Source organism: Pseudoalteromonas sp. SW0106-04, assembly GCF_001293805.1.
Classification (GTDB): Bacteria; Pseudomonadota; Gammaproteobacteria; order Enterobacterales; family Alteromonadaceae; genus Pseudoalteromonas; species Pseudoalteromonas ruthenica.
The window spans coordinates 393,931-413,301 of sequence record NZ_BCAI01000002.1 but is presented as its reverse complement, the minus strand read 5'-3'; the positions used below and the strand labels follow the sequence as shown (position 1 = coordinate 413,301).

Annotated in this window: 20 protein-coding genes; 16 read left to right on the top strand and 4 right to left on the bottom strand. The window is 47.1% G+C overall.

Features of this window, described 5'->3' with window-relative positions; genetic code table 11:
- The first annotated feature begins 7 nt into the window (after positions 1–7).
- Positions 8–883 (top strand): cytochrome c oxidase subunit 3, encoded by an 876-nt coding sequence (locus W04_RS04600; RefSeq protein WP_045979080.1) that lies wholly within the window; start codon positions 8–10, stop codon positions 881–883.
- On the opposite strand, the gene W04_RS18685 is transcribed toward W04_RS04600, so the two are convergent.
- Positions 783–1,085, bottom strand: coding sequence for a DUF2909 domain-containing protein (locus W04_RS18685; RefSeq protein ID WP_081604362.1), 303 nt, complete (start codon positions 1,083–1,085; stop codon positions 783–785). The two genes, W04_RS04600 and W04_RS18685, sit on opposite strands and share 101 nt — an antisense overlap.
- A 29-nt stretch (positions 1,086–1,114) precedes the next feature.
- On the opposite strand from W04_RS18685, the gene W04_RS04595 reads away from it, so the two are divergent.
- From W04_RS04595 to W04_RS04535, 13 genes are all read left to right on the top strand, one after another.
- Positions 1,115–1,849 carry an SURF1 family protein gene (locus W04_RS04595; RefSeq protein WP_053909948.1) on the top strand — a complete coding sequence of 245 codons (735 nt, stop codon included), beginning with the start codon at positions 1,115–1,117 and terminating at the stop codon, positions 1,847–1,849.
- Entirely contained in the window at positions 1,836–2,339 is a 504-nt protein-coding gene (locus W04_RS04590) for a hypothetical protein (protein ID WP_053909945.1), read from the top strand. Before W04_RS04595 ends, W04_RS04590 begins: the two co-directional genes overlap by 14 nt.
- Before the next feature lie 10 nt (positions 2,340–2,349).
- Positions 2,350–3,339, top strand: a complete 990-nt coding sequence (locus W04_RS04585; RefSeq protein ID WP_022943705.1) for a heme A synthase — start codon at positions 2,350–2,352, stop codon at positions 3,337–3,339.
- 14 nt (positions 3,340–3,353) lie between these two features.
- A complete protein-coding gene (gene cyoE, locus W04_RS04580) occupies positions 3,354–4,262 on the top strand; it encodes a heme o synthase (protein WP_053909944.1) in 909 nt (302 codons plus the stop codon).
- Positions 4,252–4,857 carry an SCO family protein gene (locus tag W04_RS04575; RefSeq protein ID WP_053909942.1) on the top strand — a complete coding sequence of 202 codons (606 nt, stop codon included), beginning with the start codon at positions 4,252–4,254 and terminating at the stop codon, positions 4,855–4,857. Before cyoE ends, W04_RS04575 begins: the two co-directional genes overlap by 11 nt.
- Before the next feature lie 159 nt (positions 4,858–5,016).
- Positions 5,017–5,286 (top strand): lipid asymmetry maintenance protein MlaB, encoded by a 270-nt coding sequence (locus W04_RS04570; protein WP_053909940.1) that lies wholly within the window; start codon positions 5,017–5,019, stop codon positions 5,284–5,286.
- 13 nt (positions 5,287–5,299) lie between these two features.
- Positions 5,300–5,662: a response regulator gene (locus W04_RS04565; protein ID WP_026110938.1), complete on the top strand. Its 363-nt coding sequence runs from the start codon at positions 5,300–5,302 to the stop codon at positions 5,660–5,662.
- A gap of 12 nt (positions 5,663–5,674) precedes the next feature.
- A complete protein-coding gene (locus W04_RS04560; protein WP_053909938.1) occupies positions 5,675–7,771 on the top strand; it encodes a chemotaxis protein CheA in 2,097 nt (698 codons plus the stop codon).
- The gene (locus W04_RS04555; RefSeq protein ID WP_022943711.1) at positions 7,768–8,250 is read left to right on the top strand and encodes a chemotaxis protein CheW; all 483 of its coding nucleotides are present in this window, start codon (positions 7,768–7,770) and stop codon (positions 8,248–8,250) included. Before W04_RS04560 ends, W04_RS04555 begins: the two co-directional genes overlap by 4 nt.
- Positions 8,251–8,280: 30 nt before the next feature.
- On the top strand, positions 8,281–10,989 hold the full coding sequence (locus tag W04_RS04550; protein WP_053909936.1) for a methyl-accepting chemotaxis protein: 2,709 nt from the start codon (positions 8,281–8,283) through the stop codon (positions 10,987–10,989).
- Positions 10,990–11,048: 59 nt separating this feature from the next.
- Positions 11,049–11,870, top strand: coding sequence for a protein-glutamate O-methyltransferase CheR (locus W04_RS04545; RefSeq protein WP_022943713.1), 822 nt, complete (start codon positions 11,049–11,051; stop codon positions 11,868–11,870).
- The gene (gene cheD / locus W04_RS04540; protein ID WP_022943714.1) at positions 11,867–12,484 is read left to right on the top strand and encodes a chemoreceptor glutamine deamidase CheD; all 618 of its coding nucleotides are present in this window, start codon (positions 11,867–11,869) and stop codon (positions 12,482–12,484) included. Before W04_RS04545 ends, cheD begins: the two co-directional genes overlap by 4 nt.
- Positions 12,485–12,492: 8 nt before the next feature.
- Complete coding sequence (locus tag W04_RS04535; RefSeq protein ID WP_045979087.1) at positions 12,493–13,524, top strand: chemotaxis response regulator protein-glutamate methylesterase; 1,032 nt, start codon at positions 12,493–12,495, stop codon at positions 13,522–13,524.
- Here W04_RS04535 and W04_RS04530 read toward each other — a convergent pair.
- On the bottom strand, positions 13,502–14,545 hold the full coding sequence (locus tag W04_RS04530; protein WP_053909933.1) for a polysaccharide deacetylase family protein: 1,044 nt from the start codon (positions 14,543–14,545) through the stop codon (positions 13,502–13,504). The genes W04_RS04535 and W04_RS04530 overlap by 23 nt on opposite strands.
- Before the next feature lie 39 nt (positions 14,546–14,584).
- Between W04_RS04530 and dinF the strand changes: the two genes are divergently transcribed.
- The gene (dinF, locus tag W04_RS04525) at positions 14,585–15,856 is read left to right on the top strand and encodes an MATE family efflux transporter DinF (RefSeq protein ID WP_053909931.1); all 1,272 of its coding nucleotides are present in this window, start codon (positions 14,585–14,587) and stop codon (positions 15,854–15,856) included.
- Here the strand turns inward: dinF and W04_RS19060 are convergent.
- Together W04_RS19060 and nfuA are read right to left on the bottom strand one after the other, a co-directional pair.
- Positions 15,801–16,097: a hypothetical protein gene (locus W04_RS19060; RefSeq protein WP_045979089.1), complete on the bottom strand. Its 297-nt coding sequence runs from the start codon at positions 16,095–16,097 to the stop codon at positions 15,801–15,803. The two genes, dinF and W04_RS19060, sit on opposite strands and share 56 nt — an antisense overlap.
- On the bottom strand, positions 16,075–16,650 hold the full coding sequence (gene nfuA / locus W04_RS04515; protein WP_022943718.1) for a Fe-S biogenesis protein NfuA: 576 nt from the start codon (positions 16,648–16,650) through the stop codon (positions 16,075–16,077). Before nfuA ends, W04_RS19060 begins: the two co-directional genes overlap by 23 nt.
- 150 nt (positions 16,651–16,800) lie before the next feature.
- Here nfuA and W04_RS04510 point away from each other — a divergent pair, with 150 nt between their 5' ends.
- Positions 16,801–19,350: a M14 metallopeptidase family protein gene (locus W04_RS04510; protein WP_053909930.1), complete on the top strand. Its 2,550-nt coding sequence runs from the start codon at positions 16,801–16,803 to the stop codon at positions 19,348–19,350.
- Positions 19,351–19,371: the final 21 nt, after the last annotated feature.

The window sequence follows — 19,371 nt, the reverse complement described above, 5'->3', positions numbered from 1 at the left end:
TAACGAAATGAGTAATCAATACGAAAAATATTATGTTCCGGAGCAAAGCCCCTGGCCGATAGTGGGGGCTGTTGCGTTGTTTTTTATCGCTGTGGGCGCGGGTCTTAGCGTTATGCAGTTAGAGCAAGGCGGTGGCTCTGGTACCTATTGGCTTATTGCTGGTATTGCGGTGCTGGTGTACATGCTGGTGGGATGGTTTCGCAATGTGATTAATGAGTCACAAAGTGGTTTGTATTCGGCGCAAATGGATCGTTCTTTTAAACAAGGAATGAGCTGGTTCATTTTCTCAGAAGTCATGTTCTTTGGCGCTTTTTTTGGGGCGCTATTTTATGCCCGTATGTTGGCTGTACCTTGGCTTGGTGGTGAGGGTAATAACTTGATGACCAACGAAGTGTTATGGCCTGAATTTAGCGCCTCGTGGCCGCTAGAGTTAACACCAGGCGGTGATACAACTCAGGCTATGGGATGGCAAGGTTTGCCGCTAATTAATACCATTATTTTGCTAGTTTCTTCGGTGACTTTACAGTTTGCGCATACTGCAATTGAGAAAGACAACCGTAAACAGCTTACGGTATTTCTTGCCCTGACGGTGATACTCGGCGCGGTATTTCTGTTTCTTCAAGGTGAAGAATACATTCACGCATATCAGGATCTAGGCCTTAAGTTAGACTCGGGTATTTATGGCAATACCTTCTTCTTGCTCACAGGCTTCCATGGTATGCATGTCACCTTAGGGGCGATCATGCTGACCGTGGTACTCATTCGCGTAATCAAAGGCCACTTTAGCAGTGAAAAGCACTTCGCATTTCAGGCTGCGGCTTGGTATTGGCACTTTGTTGATGTGGTGTGGTTGTGTCTATTCGTATTTGTGTATGTGTTGTGATCGGAGAAGGGTTAAAGCGCAGCAAGCCAGCTTGCTGTGCGAGCAAAATAATAATCAGGACGATGGCGCACAAGGCAACACGTTTGCCTAAGTAGTGCGACATCGGCACCTTGGAGTCAGACTTCAGCATAGCCAACATGGCACGGAATAAGGTGTATATGACAAAAAGTAGCAGCGCAACAATAATAATTTTTATAAGCACAGTGCAGTTTTCCTCTAATTGGTGTGCGAGTGAATACTCATAAGCTTAGCGCATTTTTGTGGAGTAGCATTGTCGTGTTAGTAGTAAGTACTTGTGTAGGCTTGGGTTTCTGGCAGTTGGATCGTGCTGAGCAAAAGCAAGAGCGTGAGCAGCTATTGCAGCAATGGGCCAGTAAAGGGCGCATTCCTTTTACCCAAGCTCAGCGCCTGATCAATTCAGATGTTGATGCCACAGGTATGCAAACGGCAGTGTCTGGTCGTGTGCTACAGCACTACTGGTTGCTTGATAACCAGGTTTATCAAGGCCGTGTTGGCTACGACGTATTGGTGCTGGTTATGCCTCAAGGAGCTAGTCGGTGGCTACTGGTCAACCTTGGTTTCATTGTTGCGCCAACAACACGTGAGCAACTGCCTCAGTTGCAGCTACCGACACAGATAACGCTTGATGATGTGCTCATTAAAGAAGGCCCGTTAGGGTCAATTACCTTGGCGCAAAGCTCACCATCAATGGGTTGGCCCAAGCGTGTACAGCAAATCGATATAACACAAATCGCGAATCAAGCGAGAGTCCCCGTTTATAATTTTATGGCGTATGCGCAAACGCCTTCGAAGTTAGTTGCTACCGAGCCACATTACCAGCCTGTGACCATGCCTGCAGAAAAGCATATAGCCTATGCATGGCAGTGGTTTCTCATCGCCTTAGCGGCGTTATTGATTGCGCTTACCGCCTTTTGGCGTGCAAGGAGAGGGTATGACAAATCGTAAACCATTAGTGATTTTTATTGCTTGTTTCATTATTCCCGTTGTTGCGGCTATTGCCGTTCTTAAAAGTGGCTGGCTACCAGCAAGTACCAGTAATAACGGCACCTTAATGAGTGAGCAGGTGGAACTTGAACAGTGGGGCCAGTACCCCGTGTCGCCTTGGACTATCGCGCTAGTAAATCAAGCTGATTGTGACCCTTGCCAAGCTCAGTGGCAAGACATGCAGTCGCTCTATGTGGCGCTTGGGAAAAACCAAAGTAAGGTGCGCATGGCAGTATTAGGGGAGAGACCACGCAGCGGTGAGGTGCCCGAGGTGTTGCATGTGGATTCAGTGCCCAGTGCATTAAAAGCAGGTCATCTGTACTTGATAGATCGCCATGGTTTGGTGGTATTGGAATATGACTATGCTGAGCAGGAGCAGCAAAACCGGCTTATCCACAAAGGGTTACTAAAAGACATTAAAAAACTACTTAACTATTCTCGCAGCAGCTAATGAGGCCAGTATGACAAAAAATTATAAAACTCTGGTGTTATGCACTGCCATTCTCGCAGTGTTGGTGGTGGGGTTGGGCGCTTATACACGTTTAAGTGACGCAGGGCTTGGGTGCCCGGACTGGCCCGGTTGTTATGGCTTTCTCACCGTACCCGATCAAGCCCATGAAATACAAAAAGTGCAGCAGCACTTTCCTGGTGCGCAGGTAGATCAAGGTAAAGCCCTCAAAGAGATGGTGCATCGCTATTTTGCCGGCGGCCTAGGCTTATTGATCCTAGCTTTAGCGGTGTATGCATTACGCCATGCAAAGTTACCTCATGTCCCGTTGCGTTTACCAATGGTGTTGTTGTTACTGGTTATTTTCCAAGCCTTACTGGGCATGTGGACGGTGACCATGAATTTACAACCTTTAGTGGTGATGGGGCATCTCCTTGGTGGCTTTTCCATTGCTAGCTTATTGTGGTTACTTTACCTACGAACCCATTCTCAGCCCGTATTTGGTGGCGACCCCGGAGCGCGAGCAAGTCTAGGTTGGAGCCTGTCCGCGTTAGTTGTGGTGGTGATACAGATTGCCTTAGGGGGATGGCTCGCGGCAAATTATGCAGCCACACATTGTATTGGTTTCCCGATGTGTGCGGGCAGTGAGGCGTTTTCACTCAGTAGTGTTTTCCAGCTACCTACCGAGCACAGTAATTATGAATTTGGGGTGTTGTCGTTCGAATCGCGTATGTCTATTCATCTATTGCATCGCTTTGGCGCACTCATTACCGCCGTGGTGTTGCTCAGTGCCATGTGGCAGGTCTTTCGCAGTGCGCAATCACAGATGATTAAACAGGCGTGTGGCTGGGTTGTGGCGGCCTTAGTGGCGCAAATAAGTTTAGGTATCGCGTTAGTGCAGATGAGTATTCCGTTAAATGTGGCACTTGCCCATAACTTGATGGCGCTATTGCTATTACTGACCTTAGTGCGGTTGTGTTATCTACAAAAATCAAAAAGTTAATAAGGGAGCAGGCTATGAGCAAAGCGATTTATTGGCAGTACGGAGATAGTAAAGACACCACATGGCGCGATTATTTAGCCATGTGCAAAGCGAAGGTTGTGCTGATGTTGGTATTAACCGCTTGGGTTGGCGTAGCTTTAGCTCCCGACATGGGGCGTAGTTGGTTATTGCAAGCAGTGAGCTTACTGGGTATCGGCTTATTATCAGCAGCCGCAGCGGTGATTAACCATATTGTGGATAGAGAAATTGATATGAAAATGGCTCGCACCCGCCATCGCCCTGTGGCCCGTGGCAGAGTGAGTGAGCGCAATGGCTTTATGTTTGCAGCACTGATTGGTGGGCTTGGGTTTGCTGCTTTGGTTAGCGCTGCTAACTGGTTGTGTGCCATTTTAACGCTGATGGCACTGGTGGGTTACGCAGTTGTATATACATTATTTCTAAAGCGGGCAACGCCTCAAAATATTGTTATTGGTGGGCTTGCAGGGGCGATGCCTCCTTTGCTTGGTTGGGTTAGTGAAACGGGACAACTTGCTGCTGCACCATGGCTCTTGGTGATGATCATTTTTACTTGGACCCCCCCGCATTTTTGGGCTTTAGCTATTGCTAGAGAGGCAGATTATCGCCGAGCGAATGTGCCTATGCTACCTGTGACGCACGGTATCGATTTTTGTAAAACATGTGTATTAGCGTATACCGTGATTCTCGCCTTAGTATGCATCTTGCCCTATTTAATTGGTATGTCAGGGCTATTTTACTTGTTATCAGCAGTTATTCTTAATGGTGTATTTATCGCCTACGCCTGGCGTTTAAAGCGCGAACAGGATCATCGCAGTGCAATGGCCGTTTTTAAGTTTTCAATTGTGCATTTAATGGTACTCTTTGTCGCATTATTTATAGATAAGTGGATGTTTTATGTGGCGTAAATTAGGCGCGGTCGCACTATTTTCTGTTCTGCTACAAGGGTGTTCAAAGCCGGCATTAGAGGTTGATGCGCTGGTGTATGAGCCAGCCAAAGTCGTGAAGCCATTTAAGCTACAGAATCAACACGGCAACGATGTCGGCGTTGATGACTTAAAATCGCAGTGGGATTTGCTGTTTTTAGGTTACACCAGTTGCCCTGATGTGTGCCCCATGACCTTGGCAAAGCTCCGGCAGGTAGAAAAAAAGCTTGCCATTGAAGATGTAAACGTTTGGTTTATATCAGTAGACCCTAATCGCGATACTGCACAAAAGCGTCTACAGTATATTAATTACTTTAATCCTAATTATCAGGCCGTGTCGGGACCGCACAAGGCGCTTTACCCCTTTGTCCAGAATTTAGGGCTAATTTATGCAGTGACTGAAGAGCAAACAGGAGACTATTTAGTGGACCACAGTGCCTCAGTGGCACTGGTCGATCCGCATGGGAAAATACGGGCTATCTTCAAACCTGAATTTAAAGCTGGCAGTGTACCAACGATTAATACAGACACTATGATCAAGGACCTTAAATCTATACTCAGCTACTACGGTGGCTGAGCCAGGATCAGCGTGTCTCCCTTCGGTTGTCTATACATAGGCAGCCAATTCACCTAACTCTCTATTTATTTAAAGATTTTTTTACAAAATTCGCTGGCAATCTAACTAACTAGGTCTAAGCTTTTGATATGAGAAATGTTAAATGCTCAAGCATAATTTATGTTTAGATTGCCTAACGAATTAACCATTTCACAAGTTGAGAATTTACAGGCAGAGCTACTGAAGCAGCTCCAGCAGGGCAGTGATCTATGTTTGGATATGGGCGATGTAACTCGCGCCGATACTGCCTGTATTCAGCTTTTGTGTGCGTTACAAAAGGCATTACAACTTGGCGATCACAGCATTACATGGGAAGGCTCGAGTGAAGCGCTCGTAAACGCTTGTCAAAGCTTGGGTGTAGCCAATTATTTAGCGCTAAATGGAAACTAAATTAGGGGTGGGTATGACGAAGATTCTAGCCGTGGATGACTCAGCTTCAATGCGTCAAATGGTGAGCTTTACCTTGAAAAAGGCAGGTTATGAAGTCACTGAAGCGAAAGATGGCAGCGAAGCGTTAGCGATCGCCAAAAAGGATAAGTTCGATGCCGTAATTTCAGACGTCAATATGCCGGTTATGGATGGCATCACCTTGATTCGAGAGCTAAGAACCTTGGGTGATTACAAATTTACTCCTTTGCTTATGCTTACGACCGAATCCGGGCTAGATAAAAAGTCTGAGGGCAAGGCTGCGGGGGCCACCGGCTGGATAGTTAAACCCTTTAATCCAGACCAACTACTTGCAGTAATGAAAAAAGTAATTCGCTAAGGCTGCGCGGCTATGAGTATCGATCTCAGCCAATTTTTCGAAGTCTTCTTTGAGGAGAGTTTCGAGGGCCTTGATGCCATGGAGAGTGAGCTGTTAAATCTTACTCCAGGTGAAGCCGATAGCGAAACGCTCAATACCATCTTCCGCGCAGCCCACTCAATCAAAGGCGGCAGTGGTACTTTTGGGTTCACTTCAGTGTCCGATTTTACCCACGTTTTAGAAACCTTGCTGGACCAAATACGCCAAGGTCAGCGTCAACTTGAAGCACAGCACGTAAACCTGCTATTGCGTTCGGTCGACTGCTTGCGAGAGATGTTGCAGGCACTGCAAAGCGAACAAGAGCCAGAATTACACACTGCCAAGGAGCTACAGCAACAATTTGAGGAAATTCTTGGTCTAAGTGAAGGGGAAGTGGCTGCCAACGAAAATGAAGCGAGCGCTTCACCGTCGCAGCAAGCAGAAACTAACACCTATCAAATTTTATTTAAACCGCACCATCATTTATTCAAAACAGGCAATGAACCCCTGTTTATGCTCAGTGACTTGGGCGATCTCGGAGTCATTGACGTTGAAGCTGATTTATCCGCCATCCCTGAAATTCAGAATCTACAGGGTGATGAATGCTTCATGTCTTGGAAAGTATTTTTGCAAACTGAAGCAACACAAGCGCAAATTAAGGAAGTGTTTGAGTGGGTAGAAGATGATGCTGATATCGATATTAGTCTGTGCGGAGGCTTGTTCTCAGAGCAAGAGCCATCCGCACCCACTGAGCCAATGGAGCACGATGATGCTGCACAGCGATCAAGTGAAAACGAACCGGTGGCCCAAGCGACTCAAGCACCGGCAAGTAAAGGCAAAGCAAATAAAGCTAAATCTAATGAGTCGACTTCCATTCGTGTTGGCATAGATAAAATTGACTCGTTAATCAATATGGTGGGTGAGCTGGTTATTACGCAATCTATGCTCAGCCAACTGGGCGAGCAGGAAGTGACCGAAAATACTCTGGCTGCGCTGCAGGAAGGGCTTGCACAGTTAGCGCATAATACCCGCGATTTACAAGAAAATGTCATGCGTATTCGCATGCTGCCAATTAGCTTTGTATTCAGTCGATTCCCACGTTTAGTGCGAGATATATCGCAAAAACTCGGTAAGCAGGTGGAGTTAAAAATTCTTGGCGAGGGTACCGAGCTTGATAAAACAGTGATGGAGAAGATCTCTGATCCCATGGTGCATTTAGTACGCAACTCGTTAGATCACGGCCTGGAGACACCAGAACAGCGTAAACAAAGTGGTAAACCTGAAATTGGCACGGTGACACTCAACGCCTTTCACCAAGGCGGCAATATTGTGATTGAAATAATGGACGATGGCCGAGGCCTAAATACCGAAAAAATCAGAGAAAAAGCCATCGCTAATGGCCTAATCGATGGCAATGAAGAGCTTAGTGACGACGACATTAACGAGCTCATTTTCGAACCTGGGTTCTCCACAGCCGATGAAGTGAGTGGCATCTCCGGGCGCGGTGTCGGCATGGACGTGGTGCGCCAGAACATTAGTTCCTTAAGCGGCTCTATCGAAGTGGTGTCGACACCAGGTACGGGGTCCACTTTTACCATCCGTTTGCCACTAACGCTCGCTATTTTAGATGGCCAACTGGTCCGCATTGCCGAACATACTTATATCGTGCCGCTCATTACCATCGTTGAGTCATTACAAATTGATACCAATAAGGTCAGCCGGGTCGGCAAAAGCTTGGAGGTACTGCGGCTGCGTGATGAATACATTCCCATTTTACGGTTATACCAACTGTTCAATCATCATGATGCCATTACCGAACTTGATAAAGCTCTTCTGGTCGTGGTCGAGTGTGATAACCAAAAAGTGGGCCTGCTGGTGGACGACTTACTGGCGCAACAGCAAGTGGTAATAAAAAGTTTAGAGGCGAACTATCAGAAGGTTGATGGTGTTTCCGGTGCGACTATTCTCGGTGATGGGCGGGTATCACTGATCGTTGATATTGCCGGGTTAACCAAAATGGCCGGTTTGAAAAAGCCAGGTGCACAAGAGGCACTCATTGATGCTGCAGCCCTGCATGAGGAGCAGGTATGAAAGTAGAAGGCATTAACGAACATATTATCTTGCAGAATAATCAGGGTCACATTCAGCAATACCTGACATTCATGATGGCTGACGAAGAGTACGGCATGGATATCCTGAGTGTACAAGAAATACGTGGTTGGGAGGAAATAACCGCGATTCCTAATGCCCCAGATTATATCAAAGGGGTCATTAACCTCAGAGGAACTATCGTACCGATCATTGACTTGCGTTTGCGCTTTGGGATTGAGCCACAGCCTTACGGGCCTCTGACGGTCGTCATCGTGGTTAAAGAGCAAGTAAGAGAGAAAACTAAGGTAATGGGCTTGGTGGTTGACGCTGTGTCCGATGTTTACGCAATTAATCAACAGGATGCGAAAGGGATCCCGGAATTTAACGATTCAAGCGACAACGAATTGGTGGAGCGACTCGTTAATGTAGGGGAAACCATGGTCATTCTTCTGGATTTGCCAAAAATACTCGATTGTTAATGGCGAACAAGTACTAACAGGGTGGAAAGCATGGGCTGGTTTACTAAGGAATCAAACACTTCAAATGAAGACACAATGCTATTAAAGGCATTAAACAGGTCTCAAGCAGTGATCGAATTCACCCCATCGGGGAATATCTTAACCGCTAATGATAACTTCCTGCGCGTGATGGGTTATAACCTTGAAGAAATCCAAGGCCAACATCACCGATTATTTGTCGACGCCAAGGAGGCTTCAAGCCCCGAATATAAACGTTTTTGGCAGCGTTTAAGCGCCGGCGAATATATTAGTGATGAGTTTCGGCGTGTAGATAAATCTGGAGAAGATGTCTGGATCCAAGCATCGTATAACCCCGTCATGAATCAGCAGGGTGAGGTCGTTAAGGTGGTCAAGTTTGCCACTGATATTACCGAATCTAAGCTCAAGCGCGCTGAGTTAGAAGGACGGGCAAAAGCGATATCACGGGCGCAGGCGGTGATAGAGTTTGAGTTAGATGGCACCATTATCACTGCCAATGATAACTTCTTATCAACCTTGGGCTATCGCATGGAAGAGATTAAAGGTCAGCATCACCGCATGTTTGTCACCCCTGCGGAGGCGGCAAGCCCTGAGTATACCGTGTTTTGGCAGCGCTTAAGCCAAGGAGAATATCACTCGGGGCAATACAAACGTATCGGTAAGAATGGCGCAGAAATATGGATCCAAGCATCTTATAACCCTATTTTTGATATGAACGGCGACCCTGTAAAAGTCGTGAAATATGCCACTGATATCACCGAGCAGCGCCAGCAAGAGCGACAAGCACGGGAGTCAGCGCGCCTAGCAAGTGCATTAAAGGTTTGCCAAGCCAATGTCATGATGGCTGACAACGACCTTAATATTGTGTTTGTTAACGAACAAGTCAAAGCCATGCTGCGCAATCGCGAAAAACAAATTCAATCAGCATTGCCTAACTTTAAAGTGGATGACTTGATAGGAACGTGCGTGGATGACTTCCATGCTAAACCGTCGCACCAGCGGGCAATGCTGGCAAAACTTGATGAACCCTACAACACTAACCTTAAACTTGCCGGGCTGACTTTCAACCTAATAGCAACGCCTTGGGTTGACGAAGATGGCAAGCGTCTAGGGACCATTGTTGAATGGCAGGATATGACCGAAGAGCTTGCTCGAGAGGAGAAACAAAAACAGGCAGCACGAGAGAACCTACGTGTACGCCGTGCCTTAGATAATGTCTCGACCAATACCATGATTGCCGACAATGACCATAATATCGTGTATTTGAACGAGGCGGTGGTCAACATGATGCGCAATGCTGAGCGAGACTTACGCAAAGACTTACCCAACTTCGACAGTAACAACTTGGTTGGTCAAAACATTGATGTATTTCATAAAAACCCAGCGCATCAACGCTCAATGTTAGAGAAACTCTCTACCACCTACAGTACAGAGATTGTCGTCGGTGGGCGGACCTTCGGATTAGTTGCCAATCCAATATTAACCGAGGAAGGTGAGCGTGCGGGGACCGTAGTCGAGTGGGACGATCGCACCGCAGAGGTCTCTATTGAGAAAGAAATCAATGACTTAGTAGGCGCTGCTCGCAGAGGGGAGCTGAATGCTCGCGTGAGTTTAGATGGCAAAGATGACTTCTTCCTGCGTTTATCTAAAGGCCTTAACCAACTGGTAGAGGTGGTGGATGAAGCAGTGGATGAAACGGCCACTATGCTGGATTCATTAGCTCATGGTGATTTAACTAAGCGTATTGATAGTGACTTCCAGGGAGCCTTCGAAAAGCTCAAGCGTGATGCCAACAGTACCGCTGATAAGCTCACCGAGATGATTGAGAAGATCACCAGCTCAGCCAACTTGGTGGCCACTGGAGCAGAGGAGATCTCACAAGGTAATACCGACTTAAGCCAGCGTACCGAGGAACAAGCTTCATCGTTGGAAGAAACCGCGTCGAGTATGGAAGAGATGACCAGCACGGTGAAGCAAAATGCCGATAATGCCAAGGTTGCCAGTGAGCTTGCAGAGAAAACATGCGACAAGGCCAAGCAAGGTGGCGACGTGGTTAATCGTGCTGTCTCAGGCATGGCAGAGATTAACGAAGCGAGTAAGAAAATTGCCGACATTATTGGTGTTATTGATGAGATTGCTTTTCAAACCAACCTGCTTGCACTTAATGCCGCCGTGGAAGCGGCGCGAGCTGGTGAGCAAGGTCGCGGCTTTGCGGTGGTTGCCGGTGAAGTGCGTAACTTAGCACAACGCTCAGCGGGTGCGGCCAAAGAAATTAAGGAGCTTATCCGTGACAGTGTCGGCAAGGTTGAGGATGGCACCGTATTAGTGAATGAATCAGGTGCAACGTTGCAGGACATTGTTGAGTCGGTGCAAAAAGTAACGCAAATGATCTCTGATATTTCAGAAGCCTCAATTGAGCAAAGTTCAGGTATTGAACAAGTAAATAAAGCCGTGGCGCAAATGGATGAGATGACTCAACAAAATGCAGCCTTGGTTGAACAAGCCTCTGCTGCTAGCGAATCGATGGCGGAGCAGGCCAATAGTATGCGCCAGCTACTGAGTTTTTTCTCCATCAATATGCAAGCAGCTCTTCCGGATATGAGTACCAGCCCGAGTAATGCTGTGAAACGGTTGAACGGAGCTAAAACGCAAGCAAATAAATCACCTGCCCCCTCAGGGAATAACTTTGTTGATGATGGAGACGAGTGGGAAGAATTTTAATAGCGTAGTGGCTACATGATGTGCCCAACTAAAGTGCGTATTGGCGAGGAGGCCCAGCAATGTCGGAGTTTATTTTTACAGATAAAGACTTTAAAAGTATTGCTGGGCAAGTTTATCAAGCGTGCGGCATCGTGCTCGGACCGCATAAACGAGAAATGGTGTATTCGCGGCTGGCAAAACGGTTGCGCCAATACGGGTTTACCAAATTCAAGCAATACCTAGCGTTTTTGGAGCAGCATCCCGAGCAGGAGCTGAGCCACTTTATTAACGCATTGACCACCAATCTAACCTCATTTTACCGTGAGAAGCACCACTTCGATTACCTAGAAAAGGAGCTGCTTCCGCGAGCGTTAAAAGAAAATACTCGCGATCATAAAATTCGTATCTGGTCGGCAGGGTGTTCCACAGGCGAGGAACCATACTCCATTGCGATGTCGGTTGCCAAAGTTTGTCCGCGTGTTGGCTGGGATATCAAGATTCTCGCGACCGATTTAGATTCCAATGTGCTGCACAGCGCACAACAAGGAGTATACAACCAACGACAGGTCACAGGGATCCCGGAGCCACTGTTGAAAACATGGTTTTTAAAAAGTCGCAGTGGCGAACAAATGAAAGTGAAGCAGGCACTACAGAAGTACATTACTTTTAAGCGCTTAAACTTACTCGAGCCTTGGCCTATGAAGGGCCAATTCGACGTTATTTTTTGCCGAAATGTAGTGATTTACTTCGACAAAGTGACCAAAGAGCACCTCTACAATTTATTTGCACAGCGGCTCAAACCCGGAGGACACTTATTTTTAGGCCACTCCGAAACCATGGGTAAAGAGCAAACTCAGTTCAATAACCTAGGTCGTACTATGTATTCTAAGGTAGGTTCATGAACCCAGCATTCAAGCCAACCTTACGCGGGTTTGAGCAAATAAAACGGTTTTGGGACTCAGGCCGCAATAAAGTGATGGCTAAGGTGTTGCCCGGTGAGTTTTATGTCACCAAGCAAGATGAGTTGGTGTCAACGGTACTGGGATCATGTATTGCTGCGTGTATCTACGACCCGGTAATGGGGATCGGTGGTATGAATCATTTTATGTTACCCAGCTCTTTGCAGCTGGAGCAAATAGATCCCGATAGCACCGACTGCCGCTATGGGAACTGGGCAATGGAATTTTTGATTAATGAAATTGTTAAAAATGGTGGATTGCGCAAGAACTTACAAGTAAAACTATTTGGTGGCGGTAAGATTATTCGCTCTATGACCGATGTCGGTATGGGCAATATCCGTTTTGCCAATGCATACCTAAAGGAGGAAGGGCTCAACTTGGTTGCACATGATGTAGGTGGCCCTTGGCCGAGAAAAGTGCTCTTTCACCCAGAATCAGGTGCAGTGAAGGTGAAAAAGCTGCGCACAATGCACAACGACACTATTCAGAAACGAGAACTGAAATACCTGCGCGATCTTGAGCAGACAGACAGCAATACCGATATTGAGCTGTTTTAGGAGTGACCATGATCCGTGTATTAATTATCGATGACTCAGCGCTAATCCAGTCACTATTAAAGGAAATTATTACTGACGCCCATGATATGGAGGTGGTGGGCTGTGCCAGCGATCCCTACCAGGCAAGGGAGATGATAAAACAGCTCAACCCCGATGTGCTCACTCTAGATATTGAAATGCCAAAAATGGATGGCATCAGCTTTTTAAAAAACCTCATGCGCTTGCGACCAATGCCGGTGGTGATGATTTCGACACTGACCCAGCAGGGCGCACCTATTACACTCGAAGCGTTGGAGTTGGGAGCTGTAGACTTTGTTGCTAAGCCCACCAATAATGTTCGCGCCCAAATGCAAGCTTATGCAGGTTCAGTACAGCAAAAAGTGCGCACTGCGGCTAAGGCCAACATTCGTCGTCACTCCAGCAAAACACTTGCGCCGGTAACCGTTCAAAAAGACCAACAGTTTAAACTCAACCACCTCGTAGCCATAGGTGCATCTACCGGTGGTACCGAAGCTATTAAAGAAGTGATTACGCGCCTACCTGAAAACTTCCCTGCGGTGGTTATCACCCAACACATACCACCGGTATTCAGCCAGTCTTTTGCCATACGCATGAATAATGTTTGTGCGATGCAGGTGCACGAGGCAAGTGATGAGCAAGTCATTAAGGCAGGCAATATCTATATCGCGCCAGGTGGCGAGCACCTGATGGTGCAGCGTAAAGGCGGTAAGCTGGTGTGTCGGTTGTCATCAAGCGAACCGGTTAATCGTCATCGTCCAGCGGTGGATGTGATGTTTTCGTCCATTGTTGAGCAACAACTAGCTAAGCACACCTGTGCACTATTGCTAACGGGCATGGGGGCTGATGGTGCCAAGGGGCTGTTACAGTTAAAACAGGCAGGAGCAGTAACAGCGGCCCAGGATCAGGCAAGTTCAGTGGTTTGGGGCATGCCCAAGGCCGCCATTGACCTTGGGGCCGCACAGGTAACCTTAAGTTTAGCTAAATCTCCGCAATGGCTTATTGAGCAGGCGAAGAAGTGATCACCCAAGGTTGTGAAAACCAAAAGTAGCGCCCGCTCGCTTGTTGTGAAGGCGCAGTGCAGTTGTAACGGGCACGCCCGTCTCCCAACTCTTGTTTAGCGGTGATTTTAACCTGCTTAGCAGAGAGCCAGTTGAGTTCGGCCCGACCTTGACCAGACACATAGCAAGCGAATTGATTTTGATGAAAGCCTTTTTCTTTGAAAGAGACCGTCAGTTCAGGTTGGCGTTTTGTCGTGACTGTATCGTCATAGGTTAAGGTATCGATATGAAACGGCAGGGATGCCAGTTTAGTAGACAGGGTATCCAAGTCTGCATAAAAACCAGATGCGGGAAAACGTGGTAAACGCGTAAAGTCGTTGTCTGGGCCTACGGCCCCTGAATGTTGTCCTATGCCAACATAACCCATGTCTTGCACCAGTTGTTGTAAGGCTCGGTCAAATTCGCCATAAGGGTAGGCTAAATACTTTAAGCTGTAACCCAACTCTTCCTCTATACGTTTTTCTGAATACTGTAAATCCGCGCGGATACGCTCTTGCCATTGGGCGTCACTCTCGCCATCTAAGCGGTGGTGCAGATAGTCATGCTGAGCGCTATGATTAGCGATAAGGGCACCTTGCTGACTGAGTGTCTTGAGCTGCTCCCAGGTCATGACATAGCTGCGCTGCTCATCAATAAGTTTGGGGTTAACAAATATGGTATAGGGGTAGCCGAACTCGTTAAGAATAGGCGCTGCTTGCTCAATGTTGTTGTCGTAACCATCATCAAAGGTAATGGCCACGGTTTTATCATTATAGCTTTCGCCCTGTTTGAGTCCTTCAATCAGAGTGTCTAACGCAATGACTTCAAAATCATTTTTTTTAAGGTACTGCATATGAGCACGAAATGTACTGGCATCAACACTGGTGACCTTAGGCAAGGTTTTACTTACGTGATGATACTGTAGAATAACGGCAGCTTGAGCCGATGCGCACGCCAGTGCAAAGAAAGAGAAAATTACTACATGGGACACTTTTTTAAACATAATACCCACCATAAAAGCTTATTGATGCTTGCTGGGCCTATGATTCTATCGAATATCACCGTGCCATTACTAGGCTTGGTTGATACGGCGGTCATAGGTCACCTCGGGAGTGCCCATTATTTAGCAGGTATAGCCCTAGGTGCAACGGTTATTTCCATGTTGTTTTGGCTGGCGGGCTTTTTGCGCATGAGTACCACCGGGCTTATTGCCACGGCCTATGGCGAACAAAACAAGCGCCAGCTTGTGGCCTCGTTACAGAAAAGTATCATGTTAGCGCTGCTGGTGGCGCTACTACTTATTGTTTGCCAGCATCCTTTAGCCTGGTTAATGGCACAACTCTCCGATGCCTCGGCGCAAACAATTGAGCAAGCCAATCATTACTTTTATATTCGTATTTACAGTGCCCCCGCAGCACTGAGTAACTTGGTGTTGTTGGGTTGGATGCTCGGTGTACAGTATGGTCGTGGCCCTTTTCTGCTGGTGTTATTAACCAATGTGGTCAATATAGCACTCGATCTTTACTTCGTATTGGGCCTAGAAATGGGAGTCAAAGGTGCGGCCTTAGCATCCGTGATGGCTGATTACTGTGCTCTCGGGTTTGCACTGTGGTTAGTGAGTCGTTTATTTAAACGCCATCAATTACAATGGCACTGGTATTTATCCCCTAAACTACTGCAGTTAGGCACCTTGCTGCGTCTCAATGGCGATATTTTCTTTCGTTCGCTGATGCTGCAGCTGTGCTTTAGCTTTATGACTTTTTACGGGGCGCGTCTTGGTGATGTGGTGTTGGCGGCGAACGCGGTGTTAATGAATTTCTTATTGCTAATCAGTTTTGCTATGGATGGTATTGCTTACGCAGCGGAGGCCAAAGTGGGGCAGGCTAAAGGAGCCAAAGATGAGCAACGTGTGCGTATGTGGGTGCGTATCAGTATGCAATGGGGCTTAGTTTTTGCGTTGCTATATGCACTTATCTTCCTACTCGGTGGTGCGCAAATTATTCGTCTGCTGACCGATGTGCCCGCAGTTAACGCCATGGCGATTACTTATTTACCTTGGCTTATCGCCATGCCACTTATCGCTATGGGCTGTTTTCTATTCGATGGTGTTTTTGTGGGGCTAATGCGGGCCAAGGATATGCGCAATACCATGATCTTCTCAGCAGCTGTGGGCTTCTTTGGTGTTTTTGCCCTGACTCAAGGTTTAGGTAATCACGCGCTGTGGGCGGCGATGACGGCCTTTATGGGCTTGCGCGGGATTACTTTGGCGCTGCGTTATCATCGTCTGGCCAAGTCACATCAGTTGCTGATATAACCTGCGAAAAACGATTAGCAAAAATGCCCAGGTAGCCCCAAAAGGCAAAAAATAGGGCAACGGCGAGTAGAATAAGGCCAGGGACTTGTAACAGTGGTACATAAAAGTAGCCTGCCGCAATGAGGCCCATGGCGATGGCAAATAAGCCTAAACCGATAAAAAATCGCCTGAGGCTTAGCTTGGGCTCGCTGCCCAAGCTATATACTAGGCGTTTAAACTTAGTAGTATGAGTGTTCGCCACGGCTATGCTCGGTGATATCACGCACGCCAGAGATTTCGCTAAATTTAGCGACCATTTCCTTCTCGATACCCTCTTTGAGGGTCACATCAATCATTGAACAACCATTACAGCCGCCGCCGAATTGTAAAATGGCAATGCCATCAGCGGTAATTTCTACTAGCTGTACTTGACCGCCGTGATTCGCAAGCTGTGGGTTCACATCAGTTTGCAACATGTGCTCTACACGCTCCTCTAATGAGGCATCGTCAGACAACTTACGTGCTTTAGCATTAGGTGCTTTGAGAGTGAGTTGTGTGCCCATTTGGTCGGTAACAAAGTCGATTTCGGCATCTTCCAAAAAGGGTGCACTCTCACTGTCGACAACAGCATCGAAGCCATTGAAGTTCAGACGAATGTCACCTTCCTCAACGGCATCGGCAGGGCAGTAAGACACCCCGCACTCAGCTTGTGATGTGCCAGGATTGACAACAAATACACGGATGTTGGTGCCTTCGGCTTGCTCACTAAGCAATTTGGCAAAGTGGCTTTGAGCAGATTCTGAAATTGTGATCATAGTAACAACGCTATACTTGACTATTTTACTCGGTTACTGCGTATCATACTCTGCTCATCGCGTTGTCGCCAGTGTTGACCGTAAAAAGTTGGCTTAATTTTAATCGGGTGGTAGCGTGAGGACTATGGTCCTCTAACAGCAATAAATTCCATGCGTCGAATACTTTTTCTAGTGGTGCTTTTATTTGCATCTTCACTGAGTGCTAAGCCGCTCGATTACTACTTTAACAATGATATTCAGTTCGATCCTAATGTCCCTACACCTCAGTCGGTGCTTGGGTATGAAGTCGGTGAATGGCATGTGCGCCACGATCAACTGGTTTACTATATGCGTGCTTTGGCCGATGCCAGCGAACGTGTCAATATTGAAACTATTGGTTACACCCATGAGCAGCGACCATTGCTGATGTTAACGTTTGCTGCACCACAACGCTTAGCCGATATCGAGCAAGTTCGCGCACAACACTTAGCGCGCTTAGAGGGTGAGCCAAGCACGAACGATGACCCAGCTGTGGTTTACATGGGTTATAGTGTTCATGGTAATGAATCTTCAGGCAGTAATGCGGCATTATTAGTGGCATATTACTTGGCCGCAGCACAAGATCAGCGTGTTGAGAAGCTACTCAATGACACTGTGGTGCTGTTGGACCCGTCGCTGAACCCAGATGGCTTGGCACGTTTTGCAAACTGGGCAAACTCAAACCGAGCCATGACACCCAGTGCCGACCCTCACACACGCGAACACGATGAAAACTGGCCGAGTAGTCGCACTAACCATTATTGGTTTGACTTAAATCGCGACTGGTTACTACTACAACACCCTGAGTCTCGGGCACGTATTGCTCAGTTCCATAAGTGGCAGCCCAATGTGCTGACCGACTTTCATGAGATGGGGCCAAACAGCACTTATTTCTTTCAGCCAGGTATACCATCACGGAAAAACCCGCTAACACCCAATGGTAATGTTGATCTAACCAAAGCTATCGCGAAACATCATGCTCGCATCCTTGATAGTGAAGAGCGCTTATATTTTACCGAAGAAGCATTTGATGATTTTTATGTTGGTAAAGGTTCCACTTACCCAGATGTGAATGGCAGCATCGGTATTCTCTTTGAGCAGGCGAGTAGCCGAGGGCATGTTCAAGACACTGCTAATGGTCAAATGGACTTTGCTTTCACCATAAAAAACCAGCTCCTCACTAGCTTCTCTACTTTTGACGCGGTGCTTGAAAACCGTCAGCAGCTACTTGATTATCAGCAGGACTTTTACCAACAAGTAGGTAAGCTCGCAGATAAAGACAAGTTGAAAGGTTATGTGGTGAGCGCACCTAAGGATGCTACCCGTTTAGATTATTTCTTAGAGTTACTCGCGCAGCATCAAATTAAGGCTTATGCACTCGAAGAACAAACCACTGTTGATAAGCACACTTTTGCTGCGGCTAATAGCTACTTTGTGCCACTGGCGCAACGCCAATACCGACTGATTAAGTCAATTTTCTCTGAGCAGCAAAGTTTTAACGACAATACCTTTTATGACGTATCTGCTTGGACACTTGCCCATGCCTTTAACCTTGAATTTGCGCCATTAAGCAGTACTTGGGGGCTGGAGCTTGCACAGCAGCCATGGCAACAGGGTGCGCAGCCATCAGCGCAAGAACTAACAAGACACTACGCGTATGCCTTTGAGTGGTTCGACTATGATGCACCTAAATTATTAAGCCACTTGCTGCGTGAGGGAGTCAACGCTCGCGTTGCCTTAGCACCACTGAGTGCAAAAAGTGGTAACGCGACAAAACAGTTTGCGGCGGGATCTATTGTTATTCCAGCAGGCATACAACAACACGAACATTGGCTAGATATTTTAAATGAGGCGCAACAACGCTTTGCTATACCTATCGTTGCCTTGGATTCAGGATTAACCAGTAAAGGCGTTGATTTAGGTTCGCGGCAGCTTGCTCCTGTGCACTTACCAAAAGTCTTGCTGGTGGGCGGTAAGCAAACCAGCCAGTACGAGGTGGGCGAGCTGTGGTATTACTTAGATCGCCATGTGGGTATCACGCCAAGCATTATTGAGTTGGATAACCTAGGTGGTGTGAATCTAGATAATTACACCCACATCGTGCTCGCCAATGGCCGCTACTCGGCAATGAGTAAAGCGCAAAAAGTGGCACTACAAAAATGGGTTAAACGCGGTGGTGTTATCTGGGGCCAAAAAGGTGGAGCTAAGTTCTTGGTTGACCAACAAATACTAAAAGCCAGTTATGTATCGCGTAAAGATATGGCCGCAGTATTCGCAACCGAAGGTCTCAAATATGGTGACCAAGATATGCTTGCCGGTAAGCAGCGTATCGCCGGGGCTATTTTTAATACGGAAGTCGATTTAACGCACCCGCTGAGCTACTCGTTAACTCGTAAGCAGCTGCCAGTATTCAAAAACAGCACCTTTTTGCTTGAGCAATCCAGTGCTCCATTTGTTAACGTAGCGAAATACACCGAGAAGCCATTATTAGCTGGGTTTACCCATGATAATAACGTAACGCAAATCGCTAATGCAGGAGCCATTGTTGCGCACTCATATGGGCAAGGTACGGTGGTCGCGATGACAGACAATCCGGTTTTCCGAGGTTTCTGGTATGGCACTAGCCGTATCTTTAGTAATGCCTTATTCTTCGGTGAGCATATTCACGCTCGCGGTGAATAATCCAAAGAGCCGGCTTTAGCC